General features: G+C 36.8%; 29 protein-coding genes. All 29 read right to left on the bottom strand.

All coding sequences use genetic code 11. The features are described 5' to 3' along the window. Positions 1 to 20 precede the first annotated feature (20 nt). The 29 genes from tsf to WMO14_RS00480 all read right to left on the bottom strand — a co-directional run bounded on the left by tsf (position 21) and on the right by WMO14_RS00480 (position 26,660). Entirely contained in the window at positions 21 to 1,106 is a 1,086-nt protein-coding gene (tsf, locus tag WMO14_RS00620; protein WP_349153096.1) for a translation elongation factor Ts, read from the bottom strand. A gap of 103 nt (positions 1,107 to 1,209) precedes the next feature. Next, a complete protein-coding gene (rpsB, locus tag WMO14_RS00615; protein ID WP_055174425.1) occupies positions 1,210 to 1,938 on the bottom strand; it encodes a 30S ribosomal protein S2 in 729 nt (242 codons plus the stop codon). Positions 1,939 to 2,153: 215 nt separating this feature from the next. Next, positions 2,154 to 2,711: a hypothetical protein gene (locus WMO14_RS00610; protein ID WP_349153095.1), complete on the bottom strand. Its 558-nt coding sequence runs from the start codon at positions 2,709 to 2,711 to the stop codon at positions 2,154 to 2,156. A gap of 98 nt (positions 2,712 to 2,809) precedes the next feature. Beyond that, positions 2,810 to 3,430, bottom strand: coding sequence for a DUF6115 domain-containing protein (locus tag WMO14_RS00605; RefSeq protein WP_055174421.1), 621 nt, complete (start codon positions 3,428 to 3,430; stop codon positions 2,810 to 2,812). A gap of 14 nt (positions 3,431 to 3,444) precedes the next feature. Further along, positions 3,445 to 3,759: a hypothetical protein gene (locus tag WMO14_RS00600; RefSeq protein WP_349153094.1), complete on the bottom strand. Its 315-nt coding sequence runs from the start codon at positions 3,757 to 3,759 to the stop codon at positions 3,445 to 3,447. Positions 3,760 to 3,795: 36 nt separating this feature from the next. Then, positions 3,796 to 5,403 (bottom strand): flagellar assembly protein A, encoded by a 1,608-nt coding sequence (locus tag WMO14_RS00595; protein WP_022502680.1) that lies wholly within the window; start codon positions 5,401 to 5,403, stop codon positions 3,796 to 3,798. Positions 5,404 to 5,456: 53 nt separating this feature from the next. Continuing rightward, positions 5,457 to 6,215 (bottom strand): FliA/WhiG family RNA polymerase sigma factor, encoded by a 759-nt coding sequence (locus WMO14_RS00590; protein ID WP_022502681.1) that lies wholly within the window; start codon positions 6,213 to 6,215, stop codon positions 5,457 to 5,459. 35 nt (positions 6,216 to 6,250) lie between these two features. After that, positions 6,251 to 6,565 (bottom strand): hypothetical protein, encoded by a 315-nt coding sequence (locus WMO14_RS00585; RefSeq protein ID WP_022502682.1) that lies wholly within the window; start codon positions 6,563 to 6,565, stop codon positions 6,251 to 6,253. Positions 6,566 to 6,569: 4 nt separating this feature from the next. Further along, a complete protein-coding gene (locus WMO14_RS00580) occupies positions 6,570 to 7,061 on the bottom strand; it encodes a chemotaxis protein CheD (protein WP_022502683.1) in 492 nt (163 codons plus the stop codon). Between the two features lie 27 nt (positions 7,062 to 7,088). Continuing rightward, complete coding sequence (locus WMO14_RS00575) at positions 7,089 to 7,718, bottom strand: chemotaxis protein CheC (RefSeq protein ID WP_022502684.1); 630 nt, start codon at positions 7,716 to 7,718, stop codon at positions 7,089 to 7,091. A gap of 29 nt (positions 7,719 to 7,747) precedes the next feature. Further along, complete coding sequence (locus WMO14_RS00570) at positions 7,748 to 8,221, bottom strand: chemotaxis protein CheW (protein WP_022502685.1); 474 nt, start codon at positions 8,219 to 8,221, stop codon at positions 7,748 to 7,750. Positions 8,222 to 8,236: 15 nt separating this feature from the next. Beyond that, on the bottom strand, positions 8,237 to 10,324 hold the full coding sequence (locus WMO14_RS00565; protein WP_055174414.1) for a chemotaxis protein CheA: 2,088 nt from the start codon (positions 10,322 to 10,324) through the stop codon (positions 8,237 to 8,239). A 1-nt stretch (position 10,325) separates the two neighbouring features. Continuing rightward, on the bottom strand, positions 10,326 to 11,516 hold the full coding sequence (cheB, locus tag WMO14_RS00560; RefSeq protein WP_349153093.1) for a chemotaxis-specific protein-glutamate methyltransferase CheB: 1,191 nt from the start codon (positions 11,514 to 11,516) through the stop codon (positions 10,326 to 10,328). Next, positions 11,509 to 12,249, bottom strand: a complete 741-nt coding sequence (locus WMO14_RS00555; RefSeq protein ID WP_022502688.1) for a flagellar brake protein — start codon at positions 12,247 to 12,249, stop codon at positions 11,509 to 11,511. Before WMO14_RS00555 ends, cheB begins: the two co-directional genes overlap by 8 nt. A 43-nt stretch (positions 12,250 to 12,292) precedes the next feature. Continuing rightward, positions 12,293 to 13,171: a MinD/ParA family protein gene (locus WMO14_RS00550; protein ID WP_055175030.1), complete on the bottom strand. Its 879-nt coding sequence runs from the start codon at positions 13,169 to 13,171 to the stop codon at positions 12,293 to 12,295. A gap of 2 nt (positions 13,172 to 13,173) precedes the next feature. Then, positions 13,174 to 14,505, bottom strand: a complete 1,332-nt coding sequence (gene flhF, locus WMO14_RS00545; RefSeq protein WP_349153092.1) for a flagellar biosynthesis GTPase FlhF — start codon at positions 14,503 to 14,505, stop codon at positions 13,174 to 13,176. Then, positions 14,505 to 16,562 carry a flagellar biosynthesis protein FlhA gene (gene flhA, locus WMO14_RS00540; RefSeq protein ID WP_055174410.1) on the bottom strand — a complete coding sequence of 686 codons (2,058 nt, stop codon included), beginning with the start codon at positions 16,560 to 16,562 and terminating at the stop codon, positions 14,505 to 14,507. The genes flhF and flhA overlap by 1 nt, the downstream gene beginning before the upstream one ends. A gap of 57 nt (positions 16,563 to 16,619) precedes the next feature. Next, entirely contained in the window at positions 16,620 to 17,744 is a 1,125-nt protein-coding gene (gene flhB, locus WMO14_RS00535) for a flagellar biosynthesis protein FlhB (RefSeq protein ID WP_055174408.1), read from the bottom strand. 1 nt (position 17,745) lies between these two features. Next, entirely contained in the window at positions 17,746 to 18,522 is a 777-nt protein-coding gene (gene fliR, locus WMO14_RS00530; RefSeq protein WP_055174406.1) for a flagellar biosynthetic protein FliR, read from the bottom strand. Between the two features lie 18 nt (positions 18,523 to 18,540). Further along, a complete protein-coding gene (gene fliQ, locus WMO14_RS00525) occupies positions 18,541 to 18,804 on the bottom strand; it encodes a flagellar biosynthesis protein FliQ (RefSeq protein WP_022502694.1) in 264 nt (87 codons plus the stop codon). Positions 18,805 to 18,822: 18 nt separating this feature from the next. Continuing rightward, positions 18,823 to 19,614 carry a flagellar type III secretion system pore protein FliP gene (gene fliP, locus WMO14_RS00520; RefSeq protein WP_022502695.1) on the bottom strand — a complete coding sequence of 264 codons (792 nt, stop codon included), beginning with the start codon at positions 19,612 to 19,614 and terminating at the stop codon, positions 18,823 to 18,825. A gap of 13 nt (positions 19,615 to 19,627) precedes the next feature. After that, positions 19,628 to 20,002 (bottom strand): flagellar biosynthetic protein FliO, encoded by a 375-nt coding sequence (locus WMO14_RS00515; protein ID WP_022502696.1) that lies wholly within the window; start codon positions 20,000 to 20,002, stop codon positions 19,628 to 19,630. Then, a complete protein-coding gene (locus WMO14_RS00510; protein WP_022502697.1) occupies positions 20,002 to 20,364 on the bottom strand; it encodes a response regulator in 363 nt (120 codons plus the stop codon). The genes WMO14_RS00515 and WMO14_RS00510 overlap by 1 nt, the downstream gene beginning before the upstream one ends. Before the next feature lie 114 nt (positions 20,365 to 20,478). Beyond that, a complete protein-coding gene (gene fliY, locus WMO14_RS00505; RefSeq protein WP_349153091.1) occupies positions 20,479 to 21,774 on the bottom strand; it encodes a flagellar motor switch phosphatase FliY in 1,296 nt (431 codons plus the stop codon). A gap of 3 nt (positions 21,775 to 21,777) precedes the next feature. Then, on the bottom strand, positions 21,778 to 22,761 hold the full coding sequence (gene fliM, locus WMO14_RS00500) for a flagellar motor switch protein FliM (RefSeq protein WP_022502700.1): 984 nt from the start codon (positions 22,759 to 22,761) through the stop codon (positions 21,778 to 21,780). 59 nt (positions 22,762 to 22,820) lie between these two features. Next, positions 22,821 to 23,345, bottom strand: a complete 525-nt coding sequence (locus WMO14_RS00495; protein ID WP_022502701.1) for a hypothetical protein — start codon at positions 23,343 to 23,345, stop codon at positions 22,821 to 22,823. 68 nt (positions 23,346 to 23,413) lie between these two features. Next, a complete protein-coding gene (locus WMO14_RS00490) occupies positions 23,414 to 24,226 on the bottom strand; it encodes an OmpA/MotB family protein (RefSeq protein WP_055174402.1) in 813 nt (270 codons plus the stop codon). After that, positions 24,226 to 25,044: a motility protein A gene (locus tag WMO14_RS00485; RefSeq protein ID WP_318255764.1), complete on the bottom strand. Its 819-nt coding sequence runs from the start codon at positions 25,042 to 25,044 to the stop codon at positions 24,226 to 24,228. The genes WMO14_RS00490 and WMO14_RS00485 overlap by 1 nt, the downstream gene beginning before the upstream one ends. Positions 25,045 to 25,328: 284 nt before the next feature. After that, the gene (locus WMO14_RS00480) at positions 25,329 to 26,660 is read right to left on the bottom strand and encodes a flagellar hook protein FlgE (RefSeq protein ID WP_349153090.1); all 1,332 of its coding nucleotides are present in this window, start codon (positions 26,658 to 26,660) and stop codon (positions 25,329 to 25,331) included. Positions 26,661 to 26,747: the final 87 nt, after the last annotated feature.

Genomic DNA, 26,747 nt, shown 5'->3' with positions numbered 1-26,747 from the left:
TTAGTAAGTATAATTATTAATTACTGAAGCTGAGCTGCAACTTCCGCTGCGAAATCTTCATTCTTCTTCTCAAGACCTTCACCAACTTCAAAACGAACAAAGTTCTTAATAGTAAATGGTGAACCAGCTACCTTGCCTACTTCTGCAATATACTTAGATACTGACTGCTTTCCATCCTCAGCCTTAACATATACCTGATCCATAAGGCAGATTTCCTTAAGCTGCTTAGACACACGGCCTTCTACTAATCCATTAAAAATCTTATCAGCAGCAATATTAGCTCTGTCAGCTAATGCAAGCTCAGCTAACTGAGAAGCAGCTTCCTTTGAAAGGAAGTTGAATAAATACTGCATATTGCTCTTATGTTCTTCATATGTTGCAATATCTTCATCGCTCCATACTTTATCATTAATAGCCTTATCAATTAACTTATTTAAGATTGGCTTTGGAAGAGTAGCTGGGTCATTTAACGCACTCTCTTCGATGATTTCTCTTAACTTAGTAAGTTCTTCCGCTGACATATCATTTCTACTGATATACTGTGGGTTCATAGCTGCTATCTGCATAGCAATGTTAGTAAGTGCTTCTTTAACTGCATCTCCTGTAGCACCTTCTGCTGCAACAAGAACGCCAATTCTTCCACCACCGTGAACATATGAAGCAACACAGTCACCTGTAAGCTTTTCAAATCTTCTTAAAGAAAGCTTTTCACCGATTACGATAGTCTTTTCTTCAAGCTCAGACTTCATATCAAGAATTGCACATACATCTTCGCCATCTCCAGCCTTATCAACTGAAGCCTTAAGAGCCTTATCAGCTACGTTCTGAACAAACTCCTGGAATACAGCGTTCTTTGCAACGAAGTCTGTCTCTGAGTTAACTTCTACTACTACTGCTGTGTTGCCTTCTGATGCAACTCTTGTGATACCTTCTGCTGCGATTCTGCCGGCTTTCTTTTCTACCTTAGCTGCTCCGCTCTTTCTAAGAACATCAACAGCTGCTTCCATATCTCCATCTGTCTCTGTAAGAGCCTTCTTACATTCCATCATACCTGCACCAGTAGACTCTCTAAGTTCTTTAACCATTGCTGCTGTAATTGCTGCCATTTTACTTTCCTCCAAATTATAATATTTTAAAATAATCTTAAAAAATGCTTCAACCTGAAACTACAGGCTGAAGCATACATAAACTTAAGTCAAACCTTAAATATTAAGCTTCCTCAGCTACTTCTTCTGCATCAGCGGCTACAGCTTCTTCACCCTGATTAGCTTCGATAACAGCGTCAGCCATCTTTGAAACGATTAAGTTAACAGCTCTGATAGCGTCATCGTTACCAGGAATAACATAATCTAATTCATCTGGATCACAGTTAGTATCAGCGATACCGATTAATGTGATACCAAGTGCGTGTGCTTCCTGAACGCAGATTCTTTCCTTCTTAGGATCTACGATAAAGATAGCATCTGGAATTCTCTTCATTTCCTTGATACCACCAAGGTTCTTCTGAAGCTTTTCTAATTCCTTCTTTAAGTTAATAACTTCCTTCTTAGGAAGAACATCAAATGTTCCATCTTCCTGCATTGTTTCGATTTCTTTAAGTCTTGCAATTCTTGACTGGATTGTCTTGAAGTTAGTGAGCATACCACCTAACCATCTTTCGTTAACGAAATACATACCACATCTTGTAGCTTCATTAGCGATTGCATCCTGTGCCTGCTTCTTTGTACCTACGAAAAGGATTGTACCACCATCAGCAACGATATCAGAAACTGCCTTATAAGCTTCATCAACCTTTCCTACTGACTTCTGTAAATCGATGATATGGATACCATTTCTTTCTGTGTAGATGTACTCAGCCATCTTAGGATTCCATCTTCTTGTCTGATGTCCGAAATGAACACCTGCTTCAAGTAACTGCTTCATTGAAATTACGCTCATTTTAATACCTCCATTGGTTAAATTATCTTTTGCAGGCTTCCCGGATTATGCAACACATCCCGTATAGCCACCGTCTGCGTACAACGGCACCCGCTATGCCATCCACCTGCATGCTTTTTCACACGAAATGTATTATATCAATACCATTAAATAATTGCAAGCATTTTTTATACAAAAACAAACAGCAAAGATAAATACAGGCTGACCAAATAATCTTAGTCAGCCTGTGTGTTAGTATTATTATCTACATCGCTTCTTGTTATTATTCTTGCGATATTCTCATATGAATCACCCTTAATCAATTCAAAGTTGCCCTGCTGGACTATTCTTGAATATCCATAAGTTGCCATATACTGTGTAAAAGCATCTGCATCTTCTATAACACCCTTATTCTTAAGTATCTTTGATATATCAGCCGCAACCTTTATATTCTTAGGATTGATATTAACTATAACCTTATCTTCCTCCGATACATACCTTGTTGTATCTGTAGTAGAACTATCCGTCGCTTTTACTACCGAATTCTTTGCTGTATCAGCTGATGTTGTATCTTCGTTACCCTTATTCTCTGAATGTTCTGTGCTTTCAGCCTGTATTGTTTCATTATCTTTATCCGATTGTGTTGTATAGGCTATAACAGAACCAGTCGTCTCCTGTGGGACATTTGAACCATTAACATTATTAACCGCTGTAACTTTGTCAGCAATAAGCATAATAAGAACTGCGATAATAATTCCGCTTCCAAGACCGCTTAAATAATATCTTAACTTCATTGTATAATGCACCTGTTCCTTAATTCTAACATAATTTCACCTGATAACAATCAGTATTAATCACTTTATACACTAACCTCATTAACCAGTAATTACTTTTATTCGCCTGCTGCATTAACATATAACTTGATAACAAGACGAACCTCTCCAACTCCAAACTTTAAACGTTTAGCTATATCAATATCGTTATAGCCATTATTATATAAGGTCATAATCTTCTGATTCTTATCTAACTTATCATCAAGTGGAAATTCATCAACACTTATTCTCTGTGGTGCTTTCTGTGTTTCATCAAGCTTTATAAGTCTTTCCCTTACTGTTCCCATTCCTCTTGCCTGTGTGTTAGTTGCATTGACACTCTTAACTGTAGTCTTAATCTCTTTATCCTTCTCGTTAAGCATATCATACATAAACATTACTTCATTATGATTACGATTGATTTCTTTTAGAACATTGTCTGCATACTCATTCATTTCAAGAATCTTAGTATTGGATATTTTATCAAGACTTGCCTCAGTCTTTTCTTCTATATCCTGCATTTTCTTCTCAATTATGTCATCTATAGCCTTTGATACCTGTGACACTTGCTTTGCCGAATCATAATCTGATACATATGAAGCAGTATCAGCCTGTTCTTTATTATCAGTTATTCCAAGTATAATGCTTATTATAACGCATATTATACCTATAACTATTAAAACTATCGCTACAGTTCCCATTATCTCTCCATTAATCATACTTTGACGTCAAAGTCTATATCTTCCAAGTCTTTAATAAACACTTTACCGTCTTCTGATGTCTTATTTTTCCTTTCTTTATGTCCAGACTGATACTCGTTATCACTTTTATCCTTAGCATCAAACTTTTTCTGTCTGTTATTAGGGTCTTCTTTATGATTCACCTGTTCAGCTCTTGTGTGGATATCTTTCTGTAACTGAACCGCCGTCGTCTGCTGTTCTACCATAGGTCTGACATCTTCATTATGTCTGACTTGTGATACCGTATTCTGCTGTTGAATCATACCAAATTCCATCGGTCTTACTATCATATCAACACCTCTTTATCACAATTAACCACTTAATAATTAAAGTGGCAGACTCTTTATTTCAGCTCCTTCTTTTCTGAACTGGCAATAATCATATTTTTCTTTCAGGAACATACATATATCACCAAACATAAGCTTAGTACCAACATAAGCCCTGTTGCTTACCTTTATACAAGCATTCTTTTCTTCACCTATGCAGGATCTTATGTCTTCGTATTCTTTCTTTTCTTTAGCCAGCTGCTGATCCATAACCAAAAGGTTACGCATAGTCTTTGAGAGCATCTCCTGCTTCTCAGGACTAAGTGTTCCTTCTGCATCCTGTTTCTTTCTAAGTGCTGTCATAAGCTGTGCAAGCTGGATTTTCTCATCCCCCATCTTACTCAGGCCCTTCTTAAGCTCATCCATCCGCTTCTTCATTGTAGGGTCAACACCAACTCCTACAACTGTAGCTGTACCCATTTCATTACCTATGGTCTTTGCCTGTATCATAACTGTTGATTTAACATCGCCACCTATTATAAGACCATTCTTTCCATTGGCATTGATAACACCTTTAGCTACTACCTTGCTATGAAGAATAGAGTCTGCTTCAATATTACCGCCTGCCTCAACAAGCTGTACGCTTTCTATGAACTTGGATACAATTTTACCGCCTGCCTTTATAACAGCCTTGTTCATTCCCTGAACTCCTCTGTTTAAAGTGATATCTCCACCAGCTATTACTGTTGCACCTTCAACCACACCTGTAACTACTACATTGCCCGATGCCTTAACAGTAAAGCCTGCAAGTACATTTCCTTTAATACTGACATCACCATTGTAATCTATATCACCAGTTGAGTTATCTACATCAACAAGCTCAAGCACATTAGATACAAACACTTTATCAGACTCAAGTACTACGTGTCCGCTTACCAGTGTAATTAATTCTTTGCCATCTTCCGATATTACAAGATTACGCCCAAATCTGAACACAACGTGCTTTACCTTATCTGGATTAACACTTCTGTTAAGTACATCTGTTCCAGCTTCACCAACATACTCTGGATGAAGAACTGCAACTGTATCTCCCTTGGTTACATGATTAACATTCTCTAATGTATGGAAATCTACTGTGCCATCCTCGTTCATCTTTGGTCTTGGCTTTAATTCTGTATTGAACTTATATTCAACATAACCTTCCCTGCCGCTTACCGGCTCAGTTCCTTTAGCCACTGTATAGGCTTTGCCGTAATGCCTGTCTTTTAAAAACGAGTCTATAACTTCTTCATCCACACCATAAGTAACACCGATATGCTGTAAATCCCTTATAATCTCATCTTTATCTAACATTCCACCATTCTCAAAAGGAGGATAGAAACAAGCTTCCACCCTCATACAATCACTGCTTATTCTGTAATCAGCAAATTCACTACATTCCAGCTGACTTTCTTCTGACACCTTAACAGTTGTCTCTGCCGCCGAACCTGCCTTAACAGCTTCCATAAGCTTTACACTATCACAGCTTATATTCTTATTATCAACATAAAACATTACATCATCAATGCTGGCTGCTCCATAACCAGACTTAGGTGGATATACTGTAATATATAATCCATCTTCCTTTGATGAAAATTGAAAATACCCTGACATACATTCTTTAATCATATATGACTCACTTTCTGCTTTTTGCCACTATATTTCTGCACTACAGCTTTTGTCTACGCTGGAAACATATAATCACCCATTATTTTCTTCATTTTACTGAGAGCCTTGGTATGAAGCTGCGATACCCTTGATTCTGAAACATCAAGCGTCATACTTATCTCTTTAAGAGTCATATCCTCATAATAGTATAACACAATAACACTTCTCTCCTTCTCTGTAAGAAGGTCTATTGCCTGTACAAGCTTCTTCTTAAGTTCTTCTTTCTCCACTACATCTTCTGGTTCTTCAAAATGTGAGTTACCCACGCTCTCCATCTTGACTTCACTTCCAGCTTCTGTATATTCATCCAATGATATAAGATTAGAAGACTTCATCTGACCTTGCCAATCGCTTAATTCATCCATTGAAATCCCTAATTCCAACGCAAGTTCATCATCTGTTGCTACTTTGCCGCTATCTGCCTCAATTTTAGCCATAGCAGCATCTATTTTCTTCTGTTTCTGCCTTAAGGACCTTGGAATCCAATCCATTTTACGAATCTGATCGAGAATCGCACCTCTTATCCTTAAACTGGCATATGTCTCAAACTTGACATTCTTACCACTATCGAACTTGTCTATCGCATCAATCAGACCAAATACACCATATCCTACAAGGTCGTCATATTCAACATTATAGCCAAGATACATATTCATTCTTCCTGCAACAAGCTTAACCAGCTGTGCATATTCAACTATGAGCTGTTCACGGATTTCGCTGTCGTGACTTGCAATATACTTTTCCCATAGCCTGTTTCTTCCCGCTTCATCCATACAAAGAATGCCCCCGTACTTAATAATAATGTATATTATCTGTTAGCTCTCTGATTACCATTCATAGCGTCAGATTCATCATTTTTGCCTTCCGTGGCCTCTTTTTCTTCGGCCTCAAGCCTCTCTTTTTCCTTCTCTAGTCTTTCAGCTTCTTCCTGTTCTTCTGCTTTGGTAATCTTTCTGTCTACTATAAAACATATAATTCTGCTCACAGCATAAAAACACACCATTACCCCTATAAGAATCCACAGGAATGAAACAAGACTATACCTGTTGATTATCATAACAACAGCAGTAATAAATCCAGCAAGCAATGTTACTATAGCAGAAACATTTCTAAATCTTTTCATAAGCTTATATAACCTTTCTTGGCTTACCAACTGATTTTATTACATATTCTCCCGTCTCTGAATAAAATTCAACTGTACGTCCATAATTCAATCCGCAATCTTCTGATAATAAACGTATATTTAATTCAGATAACTTCATCTTAACAGCCGCCACATTACGTTCACCCACTCTTAATGTGTCGTTGTTAGTATTCATCGCAAACATCTGAGCACCTCCAGCTATCTTGGCAACAAGCCTTACTTTGCTTGCTCCTAACTTTAGCATCTGGGCTACAAGCTCATCTATTCCACTGTCTGCATATTTTGCTTTATTAGAATTATTTCTAAACTGTGTACTGTCTGGCAGCATACAGTGCAGAAGTCCACTAATCTTAGTAACTGGATCATATATAGCAACTCCTACACAAGAGCCAAGTCCCAGAGTTGTTAAAACATCTGGTGACTTACCTACTTTTAAATCTGCCATACCCACTTTTATCATCTCATCTAAATTCATAATGTTACTCTCATCCCAAGAATATTATCAGCTAATAACTCCTAATGAACGAAGAATCTTATCGTATGATTCAAGCTCTGGAATAAGAAGAAAATATCCTTTAACAAAATCTAATTCGCCAAACTGTGTCTGAATTAATAATAACTTATCACCATACTTACCAAATTCTGATGCCGGAACACTTAAAAGTGCTCCAATCATATCTATAGTCATCTGCGGAACAGTCGCTATAATATTAAGCTTTGTAAGTGATGATATAGCAGTAAGATATGAACCTGATGCTATATTACCAATTTCATTCAATGCCGACATTTCCATATCAGTAAAATCTGCACTCTCATCAACAACATCATCATTCTGTAACATAAGGCTGTTAACAAGGTGATGTGCCGACTTAGTATCAAATATGAATAACATCATACCATCGATATCGCCCTCTAATCCCAAAAGAATTCCAACAACAGTCTGATCTTCACTTCCTATAATTGTTGATATATCCTTGAACTGTATTAAAGCAACATTAGGTACAGACATATCCATCTTTACGTTAAGCATTGTAGACAATGCTGTTGTAGCATTGCCTGCACCTATGTTACCGATTTCCTTTAATACATCTAACTGCATATCATTGAGCTGTTCTAAATCTACGTCTGACATATTAAACCTCAATTCCTAACATTTATATTTTATTTATTCTCTACAATAAGGCTGACTATGTCTAACAATGAAATAAGCTCTCCGCCATGCTTTCCGATTGCACTTATATAATTATTAGTAACTTCATCACCTGCTGAACGGTTAACACTTTCTGTGTCATCACTATTAAGTGTAACAACTTCTCTAACCTCGTCAACAATAATACCAATTGTAGCACCTTCAACCTTGACAATTATATATCTTGTCTTATCTGTGTATACATCATCCTCTAAGCCAAGCTTTAATCTTACACTCATTACCGGGATAATCTCACCTCTTAAATTGATTACTCCCTTATAATAATGCTGAGTCTTAGGTACTCTTGTAATATCCTGCTTTCTTACAATGTTATCAATATATTTGATATTGATACCATACTGCTCATTACCAATCTTAACTACTATATACTGTACAGTTGTTGAAACTTCTTCTTTCTTTTCTTCTATTGCATTAACATTCTCCATAACTAATGCCACCTCCTATACTAATGTGTTCGCATCGATAATTAAAGCTACTGAACCATCACCAAGAATAGTTGCTCCACTTATCATTCTATTAATATTAATATACTTGCCAAGTGACTTAATTACGATTTCCATCTGACCAATAAGACTATCAACAACAAGACCTGCGAGCTTGTCACCCTTTCTTACAATTACAACTGTAATTGTATCTGACTCTTCCTGTTCACCCGGAACATCAAGAATATCTCTTAATCTTATAAGAGGTATTACGCTTCCTCTTAAGTTGATTACCTCTTTAGCATGTATATACTTGATATCAGTTACTGGAACATCTTCAATTGTTTCAATAGCACCAAGTGATATAGCATATTTCTCATCTCCAAGCTTAACCATAAGAGCTTGAATAATAGCAAGTGTAAGTGGAAGTCTGATACTGAATGTACTTCCTTCGCCATACTTTGTCTTAACTTCTACATCTCCACCAAGTGCTTCAATCTTAGACTTAACAACATCAAGACCAACACCTCGACCTGATACATCTGTAATCTTCTCTGATGTTGAAAAGCTTGGTCTGAATAAGAGGTCAATTGCTTCTTTCTCTGTCATAGCATCAGCCTGTTCCTGAGTAACTGTACCCTTCTCGACAGCCTTTGCCTTAACTCTCTCTATATCTATACCATTACCATCATCAGATACTTCGATAACAACATTATTACCTTCCTGGAATGCATTAAGGTAAATAGAACCAACTTCCGGCTTACCTCTTTCTGCTCTTACCTCAGCACTTTCAAGTCCATGGTCAGCAGAATTTCTTAAAAGGTGCATAATAGGATCACCAATTTCATCAAGGACAGTTCTATCAAGCTCTGTCTCTTCACCAGTGATATAAAGCTCCATTTTCTTATTGAGCTTCTTATTAAGATCTCTGATCATACGAGGGAACTTACTGATTACACCTTCAATAGGCATCATTCGTACCTTCATAACTGATTCGTGAAGGTTAGTTGTTACTCTTTCAAGGTATTCAATCTGTTCTGTAAACTTCTGATTATTAGTTGTTGCTGCTTCGTCTGAAGAAATACTTGCTGATACAAGACCATTCTTAGCAATAATAAGCTCGCTGACAAGGTTCATAAGGACATCAAGCTTATCTATATCAACTCGTACTGTATGACTTACAGCCTTGTTATTAGCTGTTGCCGCCTTCTTAGCTGGCGATGCAGCCGCTGTCTTCTTAGCTTCTTCCTTCTTGGCTGGCTCTGTAACAGCTGGCTGTTTCTTAACTTCTTCCTTCTTCTCTTCTTCTGCTGGTGCATCATTAACTTCTTGAAATGGAACTGTTATTGCCTTTCCTTCTGCTGTCTTAATCTCTGATACACTCTTAATAATAGATATTACTTCATCAAGGCTTTCGTGAGATACAACAACTATTGTGAAATCTTTCTCAAACTTCTCATCTTCTATATCCTGTGTTGATGGCTCTGATTTGATAACATCGCAATGTCCTTCAAGATTCTTAAATACAAGAAATGCCCTTGCTGCCTTAAGTATACAATTCTCATCAACTGTTACTACTATCTCATATACTCCAAGACCCTTCTTTAATGCTTCATTAACTGCATTCATCTCAAAGTCTGCAAAAACAAGCTCAGATGTTGTTCCCTGTGCTGCTTCTTCTGCTGGCTGGCTGGCTGAAGCTTCTTTCTTCTCCTCTACTTCATTACCGCCAATGAATGAATTAAGTGCTTTTATTATAGGTTCATTATCATCGGTTCCTTCATCCTGTGTATTCTGGATATTGGAAACATAACTCTCAAGTGCATCAAGGCACTTGAACAATACATCACACATATCTGATGTAACTTTAATATTACCATTACGTACTTCTGAGAATACATTTTCCATATCGTGTGTAAGATTCTGCATTCTCTTATATCCCATAGTACCAGCCATACCCTTTAAAGAATGTGCTGCTCTGAATATTTCATTAATAGTATCACTATTCTCTGGTTCTTTCTCAAGAATTAATAACTGATCACTAAGAGACTGTAAATGTTCATTTGATTCATCAATAAAAATCTCTAAATACTGGCTAACATCCATTTTAAGACACCCCCACGTTTTTTGTAATTGCTTCAGCTACACGGTTTAATGGAACTACTTCATTGACCAGTCCCGTGCCAGCTATTGCCTTTGGCATTCCATATACTACACTGGTCTCTTCATCCTGAGCTATAACATATATGTTCTTATGATTCTTGTTAAGAGCCTTAATACCATTGGTACCATCTGCTCCCATACCCGTAAGGACTACACATGTAATCTCATCATAATTACTTGATGTAAGTGATTCATACATCACATTAGCACACGGTCTTAAGCCTTCTATTGGTGGTTCTGTGCTTAACTTTATAACTGAGTCAGTTCCTTTCTTCTCAATTCGTATGTGCTTACCACCTGGTGCTATATATACCCAGCCTTTCTTTATTACATCACCATCTGCGGCTTCCTTAACATTAATATCACTCATCTCGTTAAGTCTTGCTGCAAGTGACGCTGTAAAACCTGCCGGCATATGCTGAACAAGAACTACCCCTGCATCAAGCTTTGCCGGAAGCATAGGTATAACCTGCTGCAATGATTTAGGGCCTCCTGTTGAACAAGCAAGTGCGACAATCTTCTTCTTTCCAGTCTTAACACTTGTAAACATACTTCCATCAACCTTCTTGGCTGGTGTATGTACAACTGTTCTTACTGGTGCTGGAGTAATACCTGTACTTCTTGTTCTTTCTGTACGGGCTGTGACCGATGTTAAAGTTCTGCCGCTCTTTAAGTCTTTCTTTACCGGAGCTATTGTCTTTGACATTGATGTACGTCTTATAGATGCCTTGGAATTAGTTGCAACATTGAGCATCTCGAATATTCTATTCTTGAATTCAACGCTCTTAGTTTCAAGATAATTCTCAGGCTTAGTGACAAAATCAAATGCTCCATATTCAAGAGCCTGAATAGTCTCTTTAGCACCTTCCCTGGCAACAGTACTTACTACAATTACAGTCTGTTCAATATGATCCTTCTGTAATCTTTGCAGGAGTTCCAATCCATTTAGCTTTGGCATATTGATATCAAGAATGACTGCACTGTATTCGTAAGGATTAGAAACAATCATATCTAATCCCTCAAGTCCATCCTTGGCAATAGCCGCAACTTCGTATTCATTGCTTTCGTTGATTATATCAGATATTACCCTTCTCATAAGTGCAGAGTCATCTATAACCAATATTTTTTTAGCCATTACTACTCAACTCCTTTTTTAAGATATTTCTTTGCTGTCCAAATATATATTTAATAATCTCCTCTCTGTCGAGTCTGTCAATATCGACAAATTGAAGTCTATTAGCAAATAATGTTCCATCATTATCATTAGCTCTTGATTCTACAACCTTGCCAATAATGCTTTTATGTGATATTGAACCATCAATATCTAAGTCAAAATCTAACATCATATAATCATCCTTCTGATATTTCTTCTTTGACTGAAGTCTTATTCCACCACCGCTTATATCAACAATCTTGCAGTTATCTATATCTTCCTGTTCTTTGCATGCAGTCTTTTCTTCTGACTTTGTATTTGTGACAGCTTCTTCATCTGCTTTTACATTGAGCGTTATAACCTTTTTCACACTCACCGGAAGAACACAACTGAGTCTGAAATATTCTCTTCTCTGGAACTTAAGAAGTTCTGAATCTAGCTGTATCGTAACTGTATGGATATTGTTATCCCTGCCTCTGTCAATTGCAGTGCAGTCAGCTCTGAATATCTTAGTTCCTACATAGAAATATGCATCAAATCTTTTCCCTGCCTCAAGTGGCACAATACGTCCTTCATATATTGGCATAGCACACACAATGCTGTCATCATTAAAATCTAATATCTGGCTTGCATATACTATTCTTTCTTCGTTATTTCTTAGTGACTTCTTTGACACTAATTCCATTCTGCTTCCTATTACAAGTGGTTTGAACATTACTGACACCTCCATACACATAGATTATCACTTTACAAGGTAATTACATCTTGCGTGAAAATACATTTTTAAAATAACTTCTAATTCCCTTTTTATGCATTGGAGCATCCCCTTCATTTCCTAACAATTCCTCAGCTATATACCTAAAATGCCTGGCTGCAAAAGAATTAGGGTATACTATTGTAACAGGCTTCTGCTTCATAACTGCCTTCCTTACAGTTGAATCCTGCGGAACACTTCCAAGATATTCCATATTAATCCCTAGGAACTGTGTTACAACTGCATTAAGCTTGTCATAAAGATTCTTTCCTTCACTCTCTGAATCAACTCTGTTAGCTACCATTCTTATTGTACACTCTTCGCTCTTGTAATTCTCATTCATACTGAGTGCTTTAAGAAGTGCATATGAATCGGTTACAGATGTCGGTTCAGGTGTAGTAACTATGATTGTCTCAGGACTTGATAACAGGAATTCCATAACACTAGGTGATATTCCAGCTCCTGTATCTATTATTATTATATCTGCCAGTGCCTCAAGGTCTGACAGCTTATTAACCAGTCTTTTAATCTGTTCCTGGTCAAGATTAACAAGATTAGCTATCCCAGAACCTCCAGAAATAAATCCAACTCCCTCTGGTCCTTCTGTTATAATATCTTTAATCTCCTTGCCCTTAAACATAAGGTCGCTTAAGTTATATTCTGGTATAACACCGAACATAACTTCAACATTAGCCAGACCAAAATCTGCATCAAGTATTATTACTTTCTTGCCCATTCTTGTAAATTCAAGTGCAAGATTGACCGAAAGATTAGACTTGCCAACACCTCCCTTTCCGCTTGTTACAGCGATAACTCTGGCATTGGTAATGCTGTTCTGATTTTGTTGTCTAATTATATTACGCAGATTTTCTGCCTGATCCATCATCATTCGCCGCCTCCTAAAAGCTGTTTGGCAATCCACTGCTCATTGATTACTTCAATGTCATTAGGAACATTCTGTCCTGATGTCGTATAAGCAAGTGGTCTGTCTGTCAACATTCTCAGATTAAGGATGTTGCCAAGTGAACAAGTTTCATCTAATTTAGTAAAAATAATTGACCAGTCTACATCATCATATTTGTCCGCTATACTCTTAAGATCTTTATATTTAGTTGTTACACTTAATGTAAGATAGCTTTCAAAATCAAACTCATCTTTTCTTTGGACAACCTGCTCTATAAATGACTTTAATTCATCCATCTGGTCGTCTGCTTTATGCGAACGTCCTGCTGTATCAATAAGTATTAAGTCATAATCCTTATAATCTGTAAGGCTCTTATCCATATCCTCAACAGAATACACAACACTTACAGGGCAATCTATAATAGAAGCATATGTATTAAGCTGCTCTACAGCCGCTATTCTATATGTATCTGCTGTAATAAATGCAACTTTTGCCTCATGCTCTAACTTAAAGCTTGAAGCTATCTTGGCAATTGTAGTAGTCTTTCCTACTCCTGTAGGTCCTATGAAGAATACGACCTTCGCCTTATCTGATAATGTAATAGTCCTAGGCTTTCCAAGCTTTAATATAATCTTCTGGTATACAGCAGAAAGAATACTGTCTATGTTAGACTCTTTCTTTAATGAGTTCTCAATCTCACCAATAATTTCATCTGCATATCTGCTGTCAACTTCATTATCAATAAGCTTCTTATAGATTAACTGTAATGATTTGTAGTTAGCATTTTCTCTCTGCTTAACCTGCTGTCTTTCAGTATTATCAGATGATGCAGACTTAATATCTGTATCATCATTATACAAGCTTCTTACGCTGCCTGCCACCCCTGAATAAGGATTAGACACTGTTCCCTGCACATCAGCCGGCTTATTAAAACTCTGGTTCTGTAAAAGATCGTGCAGCGAGTCAAGCTTCTGCTCTATCGCAGAAGCCGTCGAAGATGACGACAGATTAACTGAATCATCAGCCACAAGATTAATCGATGGAAGGCTTCCTGTTGAAACCATACTTCTGTTAATCATCTGTTCTTTATTCATTGTATTATCAAATGATGGTCTTGACTTGTTAATTCCATCAACAAAATCTTTTTCCTCAAGAGCTGCCGTAACTTCTACAGCATCTTTCTTAAAAAGCTTTGCAAAGCCTCTCTGCTTAATTGTCTTAACATTAAGCACAACTGCTGTGCTTCCTAATTCTTCCTGAGCTTTTATTATTGCCTCTCTTTCTGTAGGCGCTTGAAATTTCTTAACTATCATTATGCTGTCACCATCCCAACTGACTGTAATTCAACATTTGATTCCACTTCATTATATGAAATCACAATTATATCTTTATAGTAATCAGATGCTAACTTCTTAAAATACAATCTGACTATAGGCGAAGTTATAACAATCGGATTCTTTCCCATATCTTCAAGCTTCTTTAATTCTTCACCTAAAGAATCCATAATAGCTTTAGTACGGGCAGGGTCAAGTGACAGATAAGCTCCCTGTTCTGTATTCTTAACAGCCGCCATAATCTCCTGTTCAACCTTAGGGTCAAGAGTAATAACATTAGTAACCTCGTTAGGTGGAAAATACTTGCCAGAAATGGCACGCTTAAGGCTCTGTCTTACATATTCAGTTAATATATCTGTATCTCTTGTGACTGCCGCGTGATCAGCAAGTGTTTCAAATATAGTTACAAGATCCCTGATTGATATGCCTTCTGATAAAAGGTTCTGTAACACTTTCTGTATCTCACCAATACCGATAAGCTTAGGTACAAGCTCATCAATAAGTGCCTGGTTATTATCTTTAATATTGTTAATAAGATTCTGAACATCCTGTCTTGTAAGAAGTTCTGCAATATGCTGTCTTATTACTTCAGTAAGATGTGTAGCCATTATTGATGGTGGGTCAACAACAGTATATCCCATAGATTCTGCTCTTTCTCTCTGGCTTTCAGTAATCCATATAGCTGGAAGATGGAAAGATGGTTCAAATGTTGGAATACCTGTTATCTCTTCTTCTACATAACCTGGGTTCATCGCCATATAATGGTCAAAAAGTATCTCGCCCTCACTTACCTGTATGCCTTTAATCTTAATTACATACTGGTTAGGATTAAGCTGTATATTATCTCTTAATCTGATAATTGGTACTACCGCACCAAGTTCAAGAGCTATCTGTCGTCTGATCATTACAACTCGGTCAAGAAGATCACCCCCCTGATTAACATCGGCTAAAGGTATAATACCATAACCAAACTCTAATTCGATTGGGTCTACATTAAGCAAAGAAACAACATTTTCCGGCTTTCTGATTTCCTGAGCCTCATTTTCTTCTGCCTCTGCCATCTCCTCGATAGTTGCCTCGCCTGTCTTATCCTTTAACTTTCTTCCATAGATAATAAGTGCTACACCAAGTGGCACAAATATGTAAAATGGAAGTGGTGTTCCTACACCTAATAATATAAGTGCTGCACCTACCATAATAAGGACCCTGTCCATTGAGAACAACTGTCCAACCATCTCGTCGCCAAGTTCACCCTCGCTTGATGCCTTAGTAACTAATATACCTGTTGACAAAGATATAAGAAGTGAAGGTATCTGTGAACAAAGACCATCACCAATTGTAAGGATTGAATATGTAGAAAGTGCATCATTAATGGACATTCCATTATAGAGCATCCCCATTGCAATACCACCAACAAGGTTGATTGCTGTGATAATAAGACCTGCTGTTGCATCTCCCTTAACGTACTTGGTAGCACCATCCATAGAACCAAAGAAGCTGTTCTCCTGCTGTAACTTCTTTCTTCTTTCTGCTGCTTCCTTATCAGTAATAGCACCTGTATTAAGATCTGAATCGATAGCCATCTGCTTACCAGCCATAGCATCAAGAGTAAATCTTGCTGTTACTTCTGATACTCTCTCAGAACCTTTATTGATAACTATAAACTGTACAATAATCAATACTATGAATATGATGGTACCAATTACAAGATTACCACCACCTACGAATTGTCCAAACACAGAAACCACGTGACCTGCATAACCATCTCTTAATATCATCTTAGTTGATGATACGTTAAGAGAAATTCTAAAAATTGTTGTAAATAAGAGCATTGTTGGGAATGATGCCATATCCAATACTTCTTTAGCAAACAATGAGTTAAATAATATAACTAAAGCCACCATTATATTAAATGCAAGCAAAATATCAAGTAACCATGAAGGAATTGAAATAATAAAGAATAATACTGCTGAAAGAATATATATTCCAATGAATAAGTCATTTCTCTTTAGCTTCACTTTATTTCTCCTTCCCATATCTTTTCATATCTTAATATCACAATATTGTAATATTAATAATAACACATATTTATATTATAATCTATTATTTGTTTTCATAACTGCGGCAAGAATTTCTGCAACTGCCTGATATAATTCTGGTGGTATCTCCATACCAACATCTATATTATGATATAGAATTCTCGCTAGTGGTTTATTCTCCACAATAGCAATATTATATTCCTTAGCTTTATCCTTTATCTGAAATGCAAGATAATCAGCACCCTTGGCAATTACTACTGGTGCCCTGCCCTCATTAGGTTCGTATTTAAGGGCGACTGCAAAATGTGTTGGGTTAGTAATAACTACATCCGCCTCTGGAAGCTGCTGCATCATTCTTCTTCTTGATACTTCCTGCATACGCTTTCTGATCTGTCCCTTAACCTGAGGATCACCCTCGGAATTCTTATATTCATCTTTAACTTCCTGCTTAGTCATCATATTATCATTCTTAAACTTGTGTCTCTGATACACAAGGTCAGCAAATCCGACTATCAGAAATATCGCACTTATCTTAATGCCAAGACCTATAATTATATCTCCTACTGTTGAAAGTGCTGTATTAAGACTAATATCATAGAATGTAAGAAGAACATTCATTTTATCTTTTATCGTTGAATATACAACAGCAATTATAATTGTAATCATCACTATTGATTTTAGCAGCTCTAATAACTGTCTTACAGAGAACATTCTCTTAAAGCCACTCAACGGACTAATCTTGCTTAATTTGGGCTGCATAGGCTTTGCTGTTATCATCCACTTCTGCTGTAACACATTACCAAGTATCGCTATTATCACAGCTACAAGAAGTATTGGAATTGCAAGCGTAATAACCTCTGTTGCAAGCTGTCTTAATGTTGCTACTGCCCAGCCGGTGGATAAGCCATCACCGCTGTCATTGCCTATTACTACAATTGCCCCATATATATTCTTAAATACATCTATAAATCCAGTGCCAAGTCTTCCAACATAAATCTTTAGGATAATAAACAATGACATCAAAGAAATGGCTGTTATTATCTCTTTACTTTTAGCTACCTGTCCTTCTTTTCTTACATCATTAAGCTTCTTACTTGTAGCCGGCTCTGTCTTTTCCCCTCCGGGACCATCTTTAGCAAAAAACTGAAGGTTCAGCCTTAATATAAGTTCATTCTCCATATCAGCTCATACCCCTTACCAATGCTGTAAATATGCTTTGAATTTCTTCCAGTATGAAATTAGAAACAGCTGGAAGCATACCTATTGTAAAAAGAATTACAAATATTCCAACAAATATCTTAAGCTGCATACCAACAACGAACATATTCATCTGTGGTGCTATCCTTGCAAGTATGGCAAGAATACAGTTAAGAAGAAGTGTTGTGGCAAACACCGGCAGTGCTATTCTGAAACCTATAACAAAATAATCTGTCATAAACTGTATAACAGTCGAATATATCGCACCGCTGAATTTGACTCCACCTATAGGTATAACATTATATGTCTCAACGATAGCTTCTATAAGAAATCTGTGCATACCTGATATTATAAGCAAAAGCATTAACATATAGTAATAGAAGTTGCCCATAATACCCACCTGCATTCTTGTTGTAGGATCATATAACTGTGCCATAGATATACCTATATCCATATCAATTATCTTACCTGAGAACTGTATAATCTGAACACAAAAAAAACTCGCCGCACCAAGTATTACTCCTACTATTACTTCTTGCAGTGCAATTATACAATAATCAATCATATTATCATATTCTACCGACATATCTGGATGAATAGCATAAACAATCACACTAAGTGCAATTGCAAAACCAACTTTAAACTTTCGTGGAACATTGGCAGTATTAAAAAAAGGTGCGGCATAAACAAATGAAGCTAATCGAATTAATATTAAAACAAATAGCTCAAATTGTCCAAGCGCAACCTCATAATTAATCATTATATCTTAATCCTTTAATTAAATATACTGTGAGAAATTCCACAAATTCCCCATAAATCCTGTAATCTGATTTAACATCCATGCCCCCAAAAGCATTAATGTTAAAAGAATTGCAATAAGCTTCGGCACAAATGTCAAAGTCTGCTCCTGAATAGATGTAAGTGTCTGAAAAAGACTTATAACCAAACCAACAATCATTGAAACAAGAAGTACAGGAACAGCTGTTTTTACTATAATCCATACTGTCTGCCTTGCAATATTAATAACTGTACCAGTATCCATATATCAGTCCCACCTTTATTATTTGAATGTCATCATTAAATTACCAATAATCAAGTTCCATCCATCTGCCATAACAAACAGAAGTATCTTAAACGGTGTAGATATTGTTGTTGGTGGGAGCATCATCATACCCATTGACATAAGCGTTGAAGATACTACCATATCAATAACAATAAATGGAAGATATATAAGGAAACCAATAATAAATGCAATTCTCAATTCACTTATTATAAATGATGGAATTAAAACCCTTAATGTTATATCATCTTCTGATTTAACTGAACCTTCTTCATATCCTGCAATTTTAAGGAATGTATCCAGATCCTTGGTAGAAGTCTGCTTTAACATAAATGTTCTAAGCGGCTTAATACCTTCATCAAATGCCTCCTCTGCCGTCATCTCATTATTAGATAGCGGCGTTATGGCATTATCATATATCTCTGTAAATGTTGGTGCCATAACAAACACCGTCAAAAACAATGATAATCCTATAATTATCTGATTAGGTGGAACGGTCTGTGTACCTATAGCTGCTCTTGTAAAATGCAACACAATAACAATTCTGGTAAATGAAGTAAGCATAATAAGTATTGATGGTGCTAACGATATTACTGTCAATACAATCAACATCTGTAAAACGCTTGCCATATCACTGCCATCACCTGCCGATATGCCTATGCTTATAAGATTGTCATCACCTTCCGCAGCAAGAACCTTAGCTGTAACGCCACACATCACACCAAATACTGCACTGACTGCTGCAAATCCTCTTATGCATGACTTTTTATGCTTTCTCAACCAATGTAACATACAATAAACCCGCCTAACCTTCTGGCTTGTCCTTTTTAAATTTCTCCAAAACAGCCTTAAAACTCTCCTTATTAATTGTACCTGTATCACTAGAAGAATTATATATAAGCTCATCTTCATTCAATTCACAAAGAAAACTCACATTATCTTTAGTAACAGCTATTGCAAAACACTTCCCGCCAACCTTAATAACCTGAATATACTTTGTATTAGATATACGCATAGTCTCTAATATCTGTATATTACTTCCGGAAAGCTTATTCTTCTGGTAATTACCAACAAAACGGGTTGCAAAATATGTAGCTGCCAATACAAATATAAATACAATAAGAAGAGTAAAAAGCTGTGCAAATGCTTCAAGCCTGCTGCTCATAAGTGCAACTGTCATTATCCAACAACTTTCTGAACAGCCTCTAATACTCTATCTGCCTGGAATGGCTTTACGATAAAATCCTTAGCTCCTGACTGAATTGATTCAATTACCATTGCCTGCTGACCCATAGCTGAACACATAATTACAGCTGCGTTAGGATCTGTTTCTTTAATCTTCTTAAGTGCTTCAATTCCGTCCATCTCAGGCATTGTAATATCCATAAGTACGAGGTCTGGCTTTAATTCTGCATATTTCTCAACAGCCTTAGCACCATTCTCAGCCTCTCCTGCGATATTGTAACCATTCTTTGTGAGTATATCCTTAATCATCATTCTCATAAATGCTGCATCATCACAAATTAAAATATTCTTAGCCATATGAATCTCCTATCTTAACTAAAATATAAATTATTCACTAAATAAAAATCCGTAAGTATTATACATCATCAAGTCCAATTTTGATATATCTTTTTATTAAAAAACAATAAATTATTACTTGATAATTTCTGTAATTCTTACACCGAAGTTCTCTTCGATTACAACAACTTCACCTTTGGCAACATATTTGCCATTAACTAATACATCAACTGCTTCTCCTGCAATCTTGTTAAGTTCAACGATTGTTCCCGGTGCGAAATCAAGAATGTCTTTAATTGACTTTGATACTCTTCCAAGTTCAACTGTTACTTCAAGAGGCACATCCATAATCAAATCGATGTTCTCCTGCTGAACAAGTGGATTAACATCAGCCTGAAATGGCTGAAATGATGCCGGTGAAACATTAACATCCTTCACAGGTGCCTGCTGCATTGGCATTCCGTATCCATAAGGCATACCTTGCATTGGCATTCCATATCCGTAAGGCATACCCTGCATTGGCATTCCCTGCTGCATCATACCCTGCTGCATCATACCCTGCTGTGACATATCTGGCATTGGCTGCTGTGGTGCTGTAGCTGCCTGTGGTGCTGTAGCTGCCTGTGGCTGCGGTGCTGCCGTCTGTTCAGCTGGTGTTGGTTCTGTGCTTGCTGAACTGTTATCTGACTGTGCTTCCTGATCAATTGAGAACATTGTTAAAAGTTCCTTAGCAAAATCAATAGGATATAACTGCATAATCTCACTATCAATTAAATCCCCTATCTGCATCTTAAATGCAACAATTACAAAATTGTCATTTAAAAACTGTGGAAGTGTTTCATCCATCTCATTATATGTTTCAACAATATTAGCAATTGGAGGACTTATATCTATCTTCCTGTTAAACATTGATGAAAGAGAGGTAGCTGCTGAACCCATCATCTGGTTCATAGCCTCACCTATTGCACTAAGATGCAGATCTGTAAGTTCTTCTCCATCATCTACATTTCCTGTGCCTCCCATCATAAGGTCAGTAATTATCTTAACATCTCTCTCCTTAAGAATAAGTACATTATTGCCATCTATACCTTCCTTATATCTAATCTGAAGCATTACACAAGGTCTGTCATACTTTCTAGAAAGCTTATCCCAATCTGCTACCTCAACCCTAGGAGTCGTTATATTAACCTTCTGGTTAAGCAGTGAACTAAGTGTTGTCGCTGCTGTACCCATACTTATATTAGATATCTCGCCAACTGCATCTTTCTCAGTATCAGAAAGGGCCTCTGGTTTATCGGTGTTCGGAGTATTATCACTTGCAGACTCATTACTTTCCTGTGGTGTCTCCGATGTTTCATTGTCAGCACTATCATCAGCAGACATTCCATTCAATAATGCATTGATTTCATCCTGTGATAACATACCATCCATCTTTTACTCACTCTCCTCTCTAATTACGTCCGTTATTCTAACTGCGTATTTATCTTCAAAGTAACCAGGTAATGCTTTAAACTTCTTGATGTTGCCAACATAAACATCGAGTTCCTGATCAACTTTTTTATCAATTTTAATAATGTCCCCCACCTGAAGGTTAATGAAATCAGATACATTAATCTTGGATTCACCAAGCAATGTCTTAACAGGTACTTTAGTCCTGCTGATTGTCGATTCAATAACATCTCCATAAAGCTTAGGATCTTTTTCCTGCATATTAGCAAACCAGAACTTCGTATTAAGCTTGTCCATAACTGGCTCTAATAATGTAAATGGAAGACATACATTAACAAGACCTTCAACATCACCTATCTTGAGATTAATAGTTATAATTGCTATTGTTTCAGTTGGTGATATTATCTGTGCAAACTGAGAATTTGTCTCTATTCTTTCCAATCGCGGAGTTACTTTAATAACATTTTCCCAAGGCTCTCTTAAAAGATTAACGCATATTGAGAATATTCTTTCTATTATCGAAAGCTCAATCTCCGAGAATTCTCTTTCTTTATCAAGAGCTGCTCCTGCTCCACCTAACAATCTGTCTACAAATGCAAATCCCAGATTAGAAGCAATCTCCATAACCATATTACCTGATAGCGGAGCCATACTTACTACTCCAAGCAGAACTGGATTTGACAAGGCATTTGAGAATTCTGAATAGATTACTACTTCCGAATTGACTACGTCAACACTGACTGCTTTTCTTAAATAGGCTGGAAGATTGGTTGCCAGAAGTCTTCCAAAATGCTCGAATATAATCTCCAATGTTCTTAAATGTTCCTTTGAGAACTTAGATGGTCTTGCAAAGTCATAGTTCTTCACCTGTTTCTCTTCGCCATTCTTCATCTCATCAACATCAAGTTCACCACTGCTTAACGCCTTTAGAAGATCATCTATCTCGCTTTGCGATAAGACCTCTCCCATGTCTTCCTCACCTCCTTGTATTCATAATTAATCTTTAACATTAAACACATTCCCCTATATTACTGGACTACTACTGATACAATAACAGATGTTATACACTCAGTCTGGAATGTATCTTGAAGTGTTGCTAAAAGATTAGATTCCACTGTTGTCTTGCTTGCTGCTATTGTACTATATGTATATTTCATAGCCTCTGTCTGGACTGCGTTTACAATTACTTTCATACCATTGTTAATAGTTGTGCTCTTAGATGCATAATCCTTAGCCTTAGTGTTAAGTCCAAGAGTTACATTAACAATTGCATAATGTGTCTTACCACCATCTGTGTAAGATATCATAATATCATTAGAACCATTATTGCTTACATCTACATAAGCTACATCTTCTATGCTTGTGCCAGCTGATGTTGACTTACTGCTGTTATCAACACCTGCAACATCCAGGTCAATAATCTCCGAAACCTTAGTCACAAGCTTATTAGTCTTGTTGTTAGTTGATACAAGTGAAAATGTAAGTATAACAGTAAGCACAAGATTCACAAGAACTAGTGCAAGTGTTATAACATTTAACATACTTTTCTTCATAAACTTTCCTCCTGATATGTATCTAATATATGCTGATTATGTCTATAGCAAAATACTTTAATGAAAATCTACTGTATATCACTGTTAAGATTATTATATATCTTTATCTCAACCCTACGGTTCTGGGCACGTCCCTCTGCCGTTGTATTATCAGCTATCGGAACATTCTCTCCACGACCTGAAGATGTCATAGTCTTGGCATCAAAGCCTTTATTATTAACAAGATAATTATATACGCTATGTGCTCTATGCACAGAAAGCATCATATTATCTGGGAACTTGGCAGTATTAATCGGATTACTATCTGTATGTCCCTCTATTGTTATATAATTGTCATTATACTGGTATATTGCTCCAGCCACTGAATCTAACAGACTCACCGCTTCAGGTGTCAGATCAGCTTCACCTGAATTAAACAATATACCACCATTCATATTAAGCATTACATATTTATTAGTAGCTGTTATCTCAACCTGATTATCAACATTAGCAGCTTTAAGAGCCGATTCTATTTCATCTGCCATACTTTCAGACTCTTTAAGTCCTTCTTTATCCATCTGTTCCTTAGCTGTCTTTACCTCTTCGGTAAATTCACCGTCTGTATTAAGACCCATATTATTATAATATGAACTAAGATCATTAAGCTGTGTTGCTCCACTTCCCACAAGAATACCCTCATCAGATAATGCTGAACCTCCTGATGGAAATATACTAAAGCTCGCTGACAGGGAAGCCGCAACCTTTTCAAACTTTTCTGCATCTACTGATGACATCGAAAACAGTAAAACGAAGAAACATAATAACAAATTCATCAAATCACTGAAAGTCGACATCCACGCTGGAGATCCGGCTGGCTGGTCCTGAGGTTTCCTCTTAGCCATTAAGCTTCACCTCCTCCTTCTTCGGTAGACAATGCATTTCTTGATGCTGGTGCAAGGAATGACTTAAGCTTTTCTTCAATTACTCGTGGGTTCTCACCTGCCTGAATAGAAAGCAGACCCTCAATAACTATTTCTTTGAGCTGATATTCTATAGAATTCTGCTCTTTTAATTTATTAGCAATTGGTGTACAGAACCAGTTAGCTATCAACGAACCATAAAGTGTTGTAAGAAGGGCTGTTGCCATCGATGGTCCAATTGCTGATGAATCCTGCAAATCCTTTAACATATTAACAAGACCTATAAGAGTACCAATCATACCCCAGGCAGGACCAAGTGCTGCCCATGTCTCAAAGAACCCAGCCACACTTCTGTGTCGTTCATCCATATTCATAAGTTCTGTTTCAAGTATTCCTCTTACAAGCTCTGGTTCTGTACCATCAACAATAAGCAGAATACCTTTCTTCATAAATTCATCATCAAGATTCTGTGCCACCTCTTCAAGTGCAAGAAGACCTTCCTTTCTTGCTACATTTGACAATTCTATAATCTTGGCTATTGTTGAACCATTGTCATACTTCGGATCTTTAAACGCAAGACCCACACCTTTAAAATTATTAAGGAAATCTTTAAGAGTATTCGACGCAATAAGACCTGCTAAAGAACCTCCAAGTGTAATAATAATTGAAGGAACATCGACGAAATTCTGCAAAGCTGATACACCATTGCCCCACAGAATACCGAATACAACCATTACCGCACCTAAGACAATACCTATAATTGAAGCTAAATCCATCAAAGACACCATCCATTCTTTCATATTGGGGCACACTTATATTATATATATACAACACCCCCATAATTAAACTATATATATTAAAACACCAATGACAAATTATTGCAATATAATACTGACATTTTTCTACATATTTTCTTAATTAATCTGACAAATAATAACGAAATATTTCTTTATATCTTTTGTCTGCATAACTTATAGAATAAAATTCTGAAACATTCTATCCTTTCAATAAAATAATGGAACGCGGCAGAATACTCTTCTGTAGCGTTCCATAAATATGAATCGCTTTGTTATGATAACCTTAATTATCTCTTAAGATTAATAAGCTCCTCAAGCAAAGTATCTGATACTGTAATAATCCTTGAGTTAGCCTGATAGCCTCTCTGAGTTGTTATCATTGTAGTGAATTCCTGTGCAAGATCCACATTAGACATCTCTAATACTCCCGACTGGATCTTACCCTTTGTAGCTGATATATCTTTTCCTATTCCATCGAACTCACCTGAGTTAAGTGTTGCAGCGTATAAGTTCTCTCCAACCTTCTCAAGACCACCAGGGTTATTGAATTCTGTTACAGCTATCTGTCCAATAGTCTTAACATCACCATTGCTATAGCTTGCATTAATTCTACCCATTGTATCAATACCGTAAGATGTCATTGTACCAACAGCCTTACCACCACCAATATAATTGCCAGTTGTTGCATCCTTGATACCATATGTCTGTTTGATTGATGACTTATCTGCTATCATCTTAATTCCTGACATATCAACAGTTAATATATGAGTTCCTTCAGCACCAATATTATCAAGCTGTGGATCATTAGCTGTTGGACTCTCAACTGTAAATTCAATATTAGCATTAGCTTCATTAGAAAGACCTGTAACTGAATTAAACACAAGTGTGTTACTTGTTGTAAGTGTAAGGTCTGTCTTTTCGCCATCCTTTGTTATTGAAGATGCTGTTATTGAGTATGTAACATCATTACCTGTCTGTCCTTCCTTATGAAGAACTACTGTTGCCTGATATAAACTACCAAGGCTGTCATAGAAGTTAAGCGTTGTTGTTACATCATCAGACTCTGTTGAATTAATATTACCAGCAAGTGTAAGTCCTGTTGTTCTTTCTGGTAATGTATATTTAACAGCATCACTTTCAAGATAAAGAGGTGATACCTTATCCTTTAATATCTCACCAGTCTCGCTGTCAACCTGCCATCCAAGTACGCTTGCACCAGACTGTGTAACCAATGCACCTGACTCATCCTTTGTAAAGTTACCAGCTCTTGTAAAATATGTATTACCACCGCTGCTTACAATAAAGAATGCGTTACAGCCTGTAATAGCGAGATCAGTTGCATTATCTGTTCTCTCTGTTGCACCTTCTGTTGTCATTGCTGTTGATATAGAACCCACTGAAGAGCCAAGACCAATCTGCATAGCATTAGTACCACCTTTACCTGTATCGGCATTAGGTCCTGTAGCTGTCTGTGTTGTCTGGTAAAACACTTCACTAAATGTCATCGACTGTGATTTGTAAGCTACTGTATTAACATTTGCAATGTTATTACCTATAACATCCATTCTTGTCTGATGTGATTTTAAGCCTGACACACCAGAGAACAATGCTCTCATCATAATATTATTCCTCCATACTGCGTAACCGCGTTATTTAATATTCTTATTAAACATTGAGGCGTATCATCTCATCTGTCAGTCAGAGAT

Origin of the sequence: Lachnospira rogosae (ex Hitch et al. 2025) (genome assembly GCF_040096455.1) — a bacterium.
Taxonomy (GTDB): Bacteria; Bacillota; Clostridia; order Lachnospirales; family Lachnospiraceae; genus Lachnospira; species Lachnospira rogosae.
The sequence above is the reverse complement of the archived record's forward strand: the minus strand, read 5'-3'. Positions and strand labels throughout refer to the sequence as shown.

Excerpts from the sequence above, each read along its gene's own strand:
- WMO14_RS00575 (WP_022502684.1), bottom strand. The coding sequence starts at position 7,718 with ATGTCAGACGTAGATTTAGAACAGCTCAATGATATGCAGTTAGATGTA.
- WMO14_RS00490 (WP_055174402.1), bottom strand. The coding sequence starts at position 24,226 with ATGGCTAAGAGGAAACCTCAGGACCAGCCAGCCGGATCTCCAGCGTGG.
- WMO14_RS00550 (WP_055175030.1), bottom strand. The coding sequence starts at position 13,171 with ATGGATCAGGCAGAAAATCTGCGTAATATAATTAGACAACAAAATCAG.
- WMO14_RS00600 (WP_349153094.1), bottom strand. The coding sequence starts at position 3,759 with ATGATAGTAAGACCGATGGAATTTGGTATGATTCAACAGCAGAATACG.
- cheB (WP_349153093.1), bottom strand. The coding sequence starts at position 11,516 with ATGGCTAAAAAAATATTGGTTATAGATGACTCTGCACTTATGAGAAGG.
- rpsB (WP_055174425.1), bottom strand. The coding sequence starts at position 1,938 with ATGAGCGTAATTTCAATGAAGCAGTTACTTGAAGCAGGTGTTCATTTC.
- WMO14_RS00565 (WP_055174414.1), bottom strand. The coding sequence starts at position 10,324 with ATGGATGTTAGCCAGTATTTAGAGATTTTTATTGATGAATCAAATGAA.
- WMO14_RS00595 (WP_022502680.1), bottom strand. The coding sequence starts at position 5,403 with ATGATTAAAGAATGTATGTCAGGGTATTTTCAATTTTCATCAAAGGAA.
- flhF (WP_349153092.1), bottom strand. The coding sequence starts at position 14,505 with ATGATAGTTAAGAAATTTCAAGCGCCTACAGAAAGAGAGGCAATAATA.
- WMO14_RS00495 (WP_022502701.1), bottom strand. The coding sequence starts at position 23,345 with ATGAAGAAAAGTATGTTAAATGTTATAACACTTGCACTAGTTCTTGTG.
- flhB (WP_055174408.1), bottom strand. The coding sequence starts at position 17,744 with ATGGAGAATGAACTTATATTAAGGCTGAACCTTCAGTTTTTTGCTAAA.
- WMO14_RS00480 (WP_349153090.1), bottom strand. The coding sequence starts at position 26,660 with ATGATGAGAGCATTGTTCTCTGGTGTGTCAGGCTTAAAATCACATCAG.
- WMO14_RS00570 (WP_022502685.1), bottom strand. The coding sequence starts at position 8,221 with ATGGAGAATGTTAATGCAATAGAAGAAAAGAAAGAAGAAGTTTCAACA.
- WMO14_RS00510 (WP_022502697.1), bottom strand. The coding sequence starts at position 20,364 with ATGGCTAAGAATATTTTAATTTGTGATGATGCAGCATTTATGAGAATG.
- WMO14_RS00610 (WP_349153095.1), bottom strand. The coding sequence starts at position 2,711 with ATGAAGTTAAGATATTATTTAAGCGGTCTTGGAAGCGGAATTATTATC.
- fliQ (WP_022502694.1), bottom strand. The coding sequence starts at position 18,804 with ATGGATACTGGTACAGTTATTAATATTGCAAGGCAGACAGTATGGATT.
- WMO14_RS00555 (WP_022502688.1), bottom strand. The coding sequence starts at position 12,249 with ATGTTCAAACCACTTGTAATAGGAAGCAGAATGGAATTAGTGTCAAAG.
- fliP (WP_022502695.1), bottom strand. The coding sequence starts at position 19,614 with ATGTTACATTGGTTGAGAAAGCATAAAAAGTCATGCATAAGAGGATTT.
- tsf (WP_349153096.1), bottom strand. The coding sequence starts at position 1,106 with ATGGCAGCAATTACAGCAGCAATGGTTAAAGAACTTAGAGAGTCTACT.
- fliR (WP_055174406.1), bottom strand. The coding sequence starts at position 18,522 with ATGATTAATTATGAGGTTGCGCTTGGACAATTTGAGCTATTTGTTTTA.
- fliY (WP_349153091.1), bottom strand. The coding sequence starts at position 21,774 with ATGGATGGTATGTTATCACAGGATGAAATCAATGCATTATTGAATGGA.
- WMO14_RS00605 (WP_055174421.1), bottom strand. The coding sequence starts at position 3,430 with ATGGGAACTGTAGCGATAGTTTTAATAGTTATAGGTATAATATGCGTT.
- WMO14_RS00585 (WP_022502682.1), bottom strand. The coding sequence starts at position 6,565 with ATGAAAAGATTTAGAAATGTTTCTGCTATAGTAACATTGCTTGCTGGA.
- WMO14_RS00580 (WP_022502683.1), bottom strand. The coding sequence starts at position 7,061 with ATGAATTTAGATGAGATGATAAAAGTGGGTATGGCAGATTTAAAAGTA.
- fliM (WP_022502700.1), bottom strand. The coding sequence starts at position 22,761 with ATGGGAGAGGTCTTATCGCAAAGCGAGATAGATGATCTTCTAAAGGCG.
- flhA (WP_055174410.1), bottom strand. The coding sequence starts at position 16,562 with ATGGGAAGGAGAAATAAAGTGAAGCTAAAGAGAAATGACTTATTCATT.
- WMO14_RS00485 (WP_318255764.1), bottom strand. The coding sequence starts at position 25,044 with ATGAAAGAATGGATGGTGTCTTTGATGGATTTAGCTTCAATTATAGGT.
- WMO14_RS00590 (WP_022502681.1), bottom strand. The coding sequence starts at position 6,215 with ATGGATGAAGCGGGAAGAAACAGGCTATGGGAAAAGTATATTGCAAGT.
- WMO14_RS00515 (WP_022502696.1), bottom strand. The coding sequence starts at position 20,002 with ATGACAGTTGCACTTATGAGCAGCAGGCTTGAAGCATTTGCACAGCTT.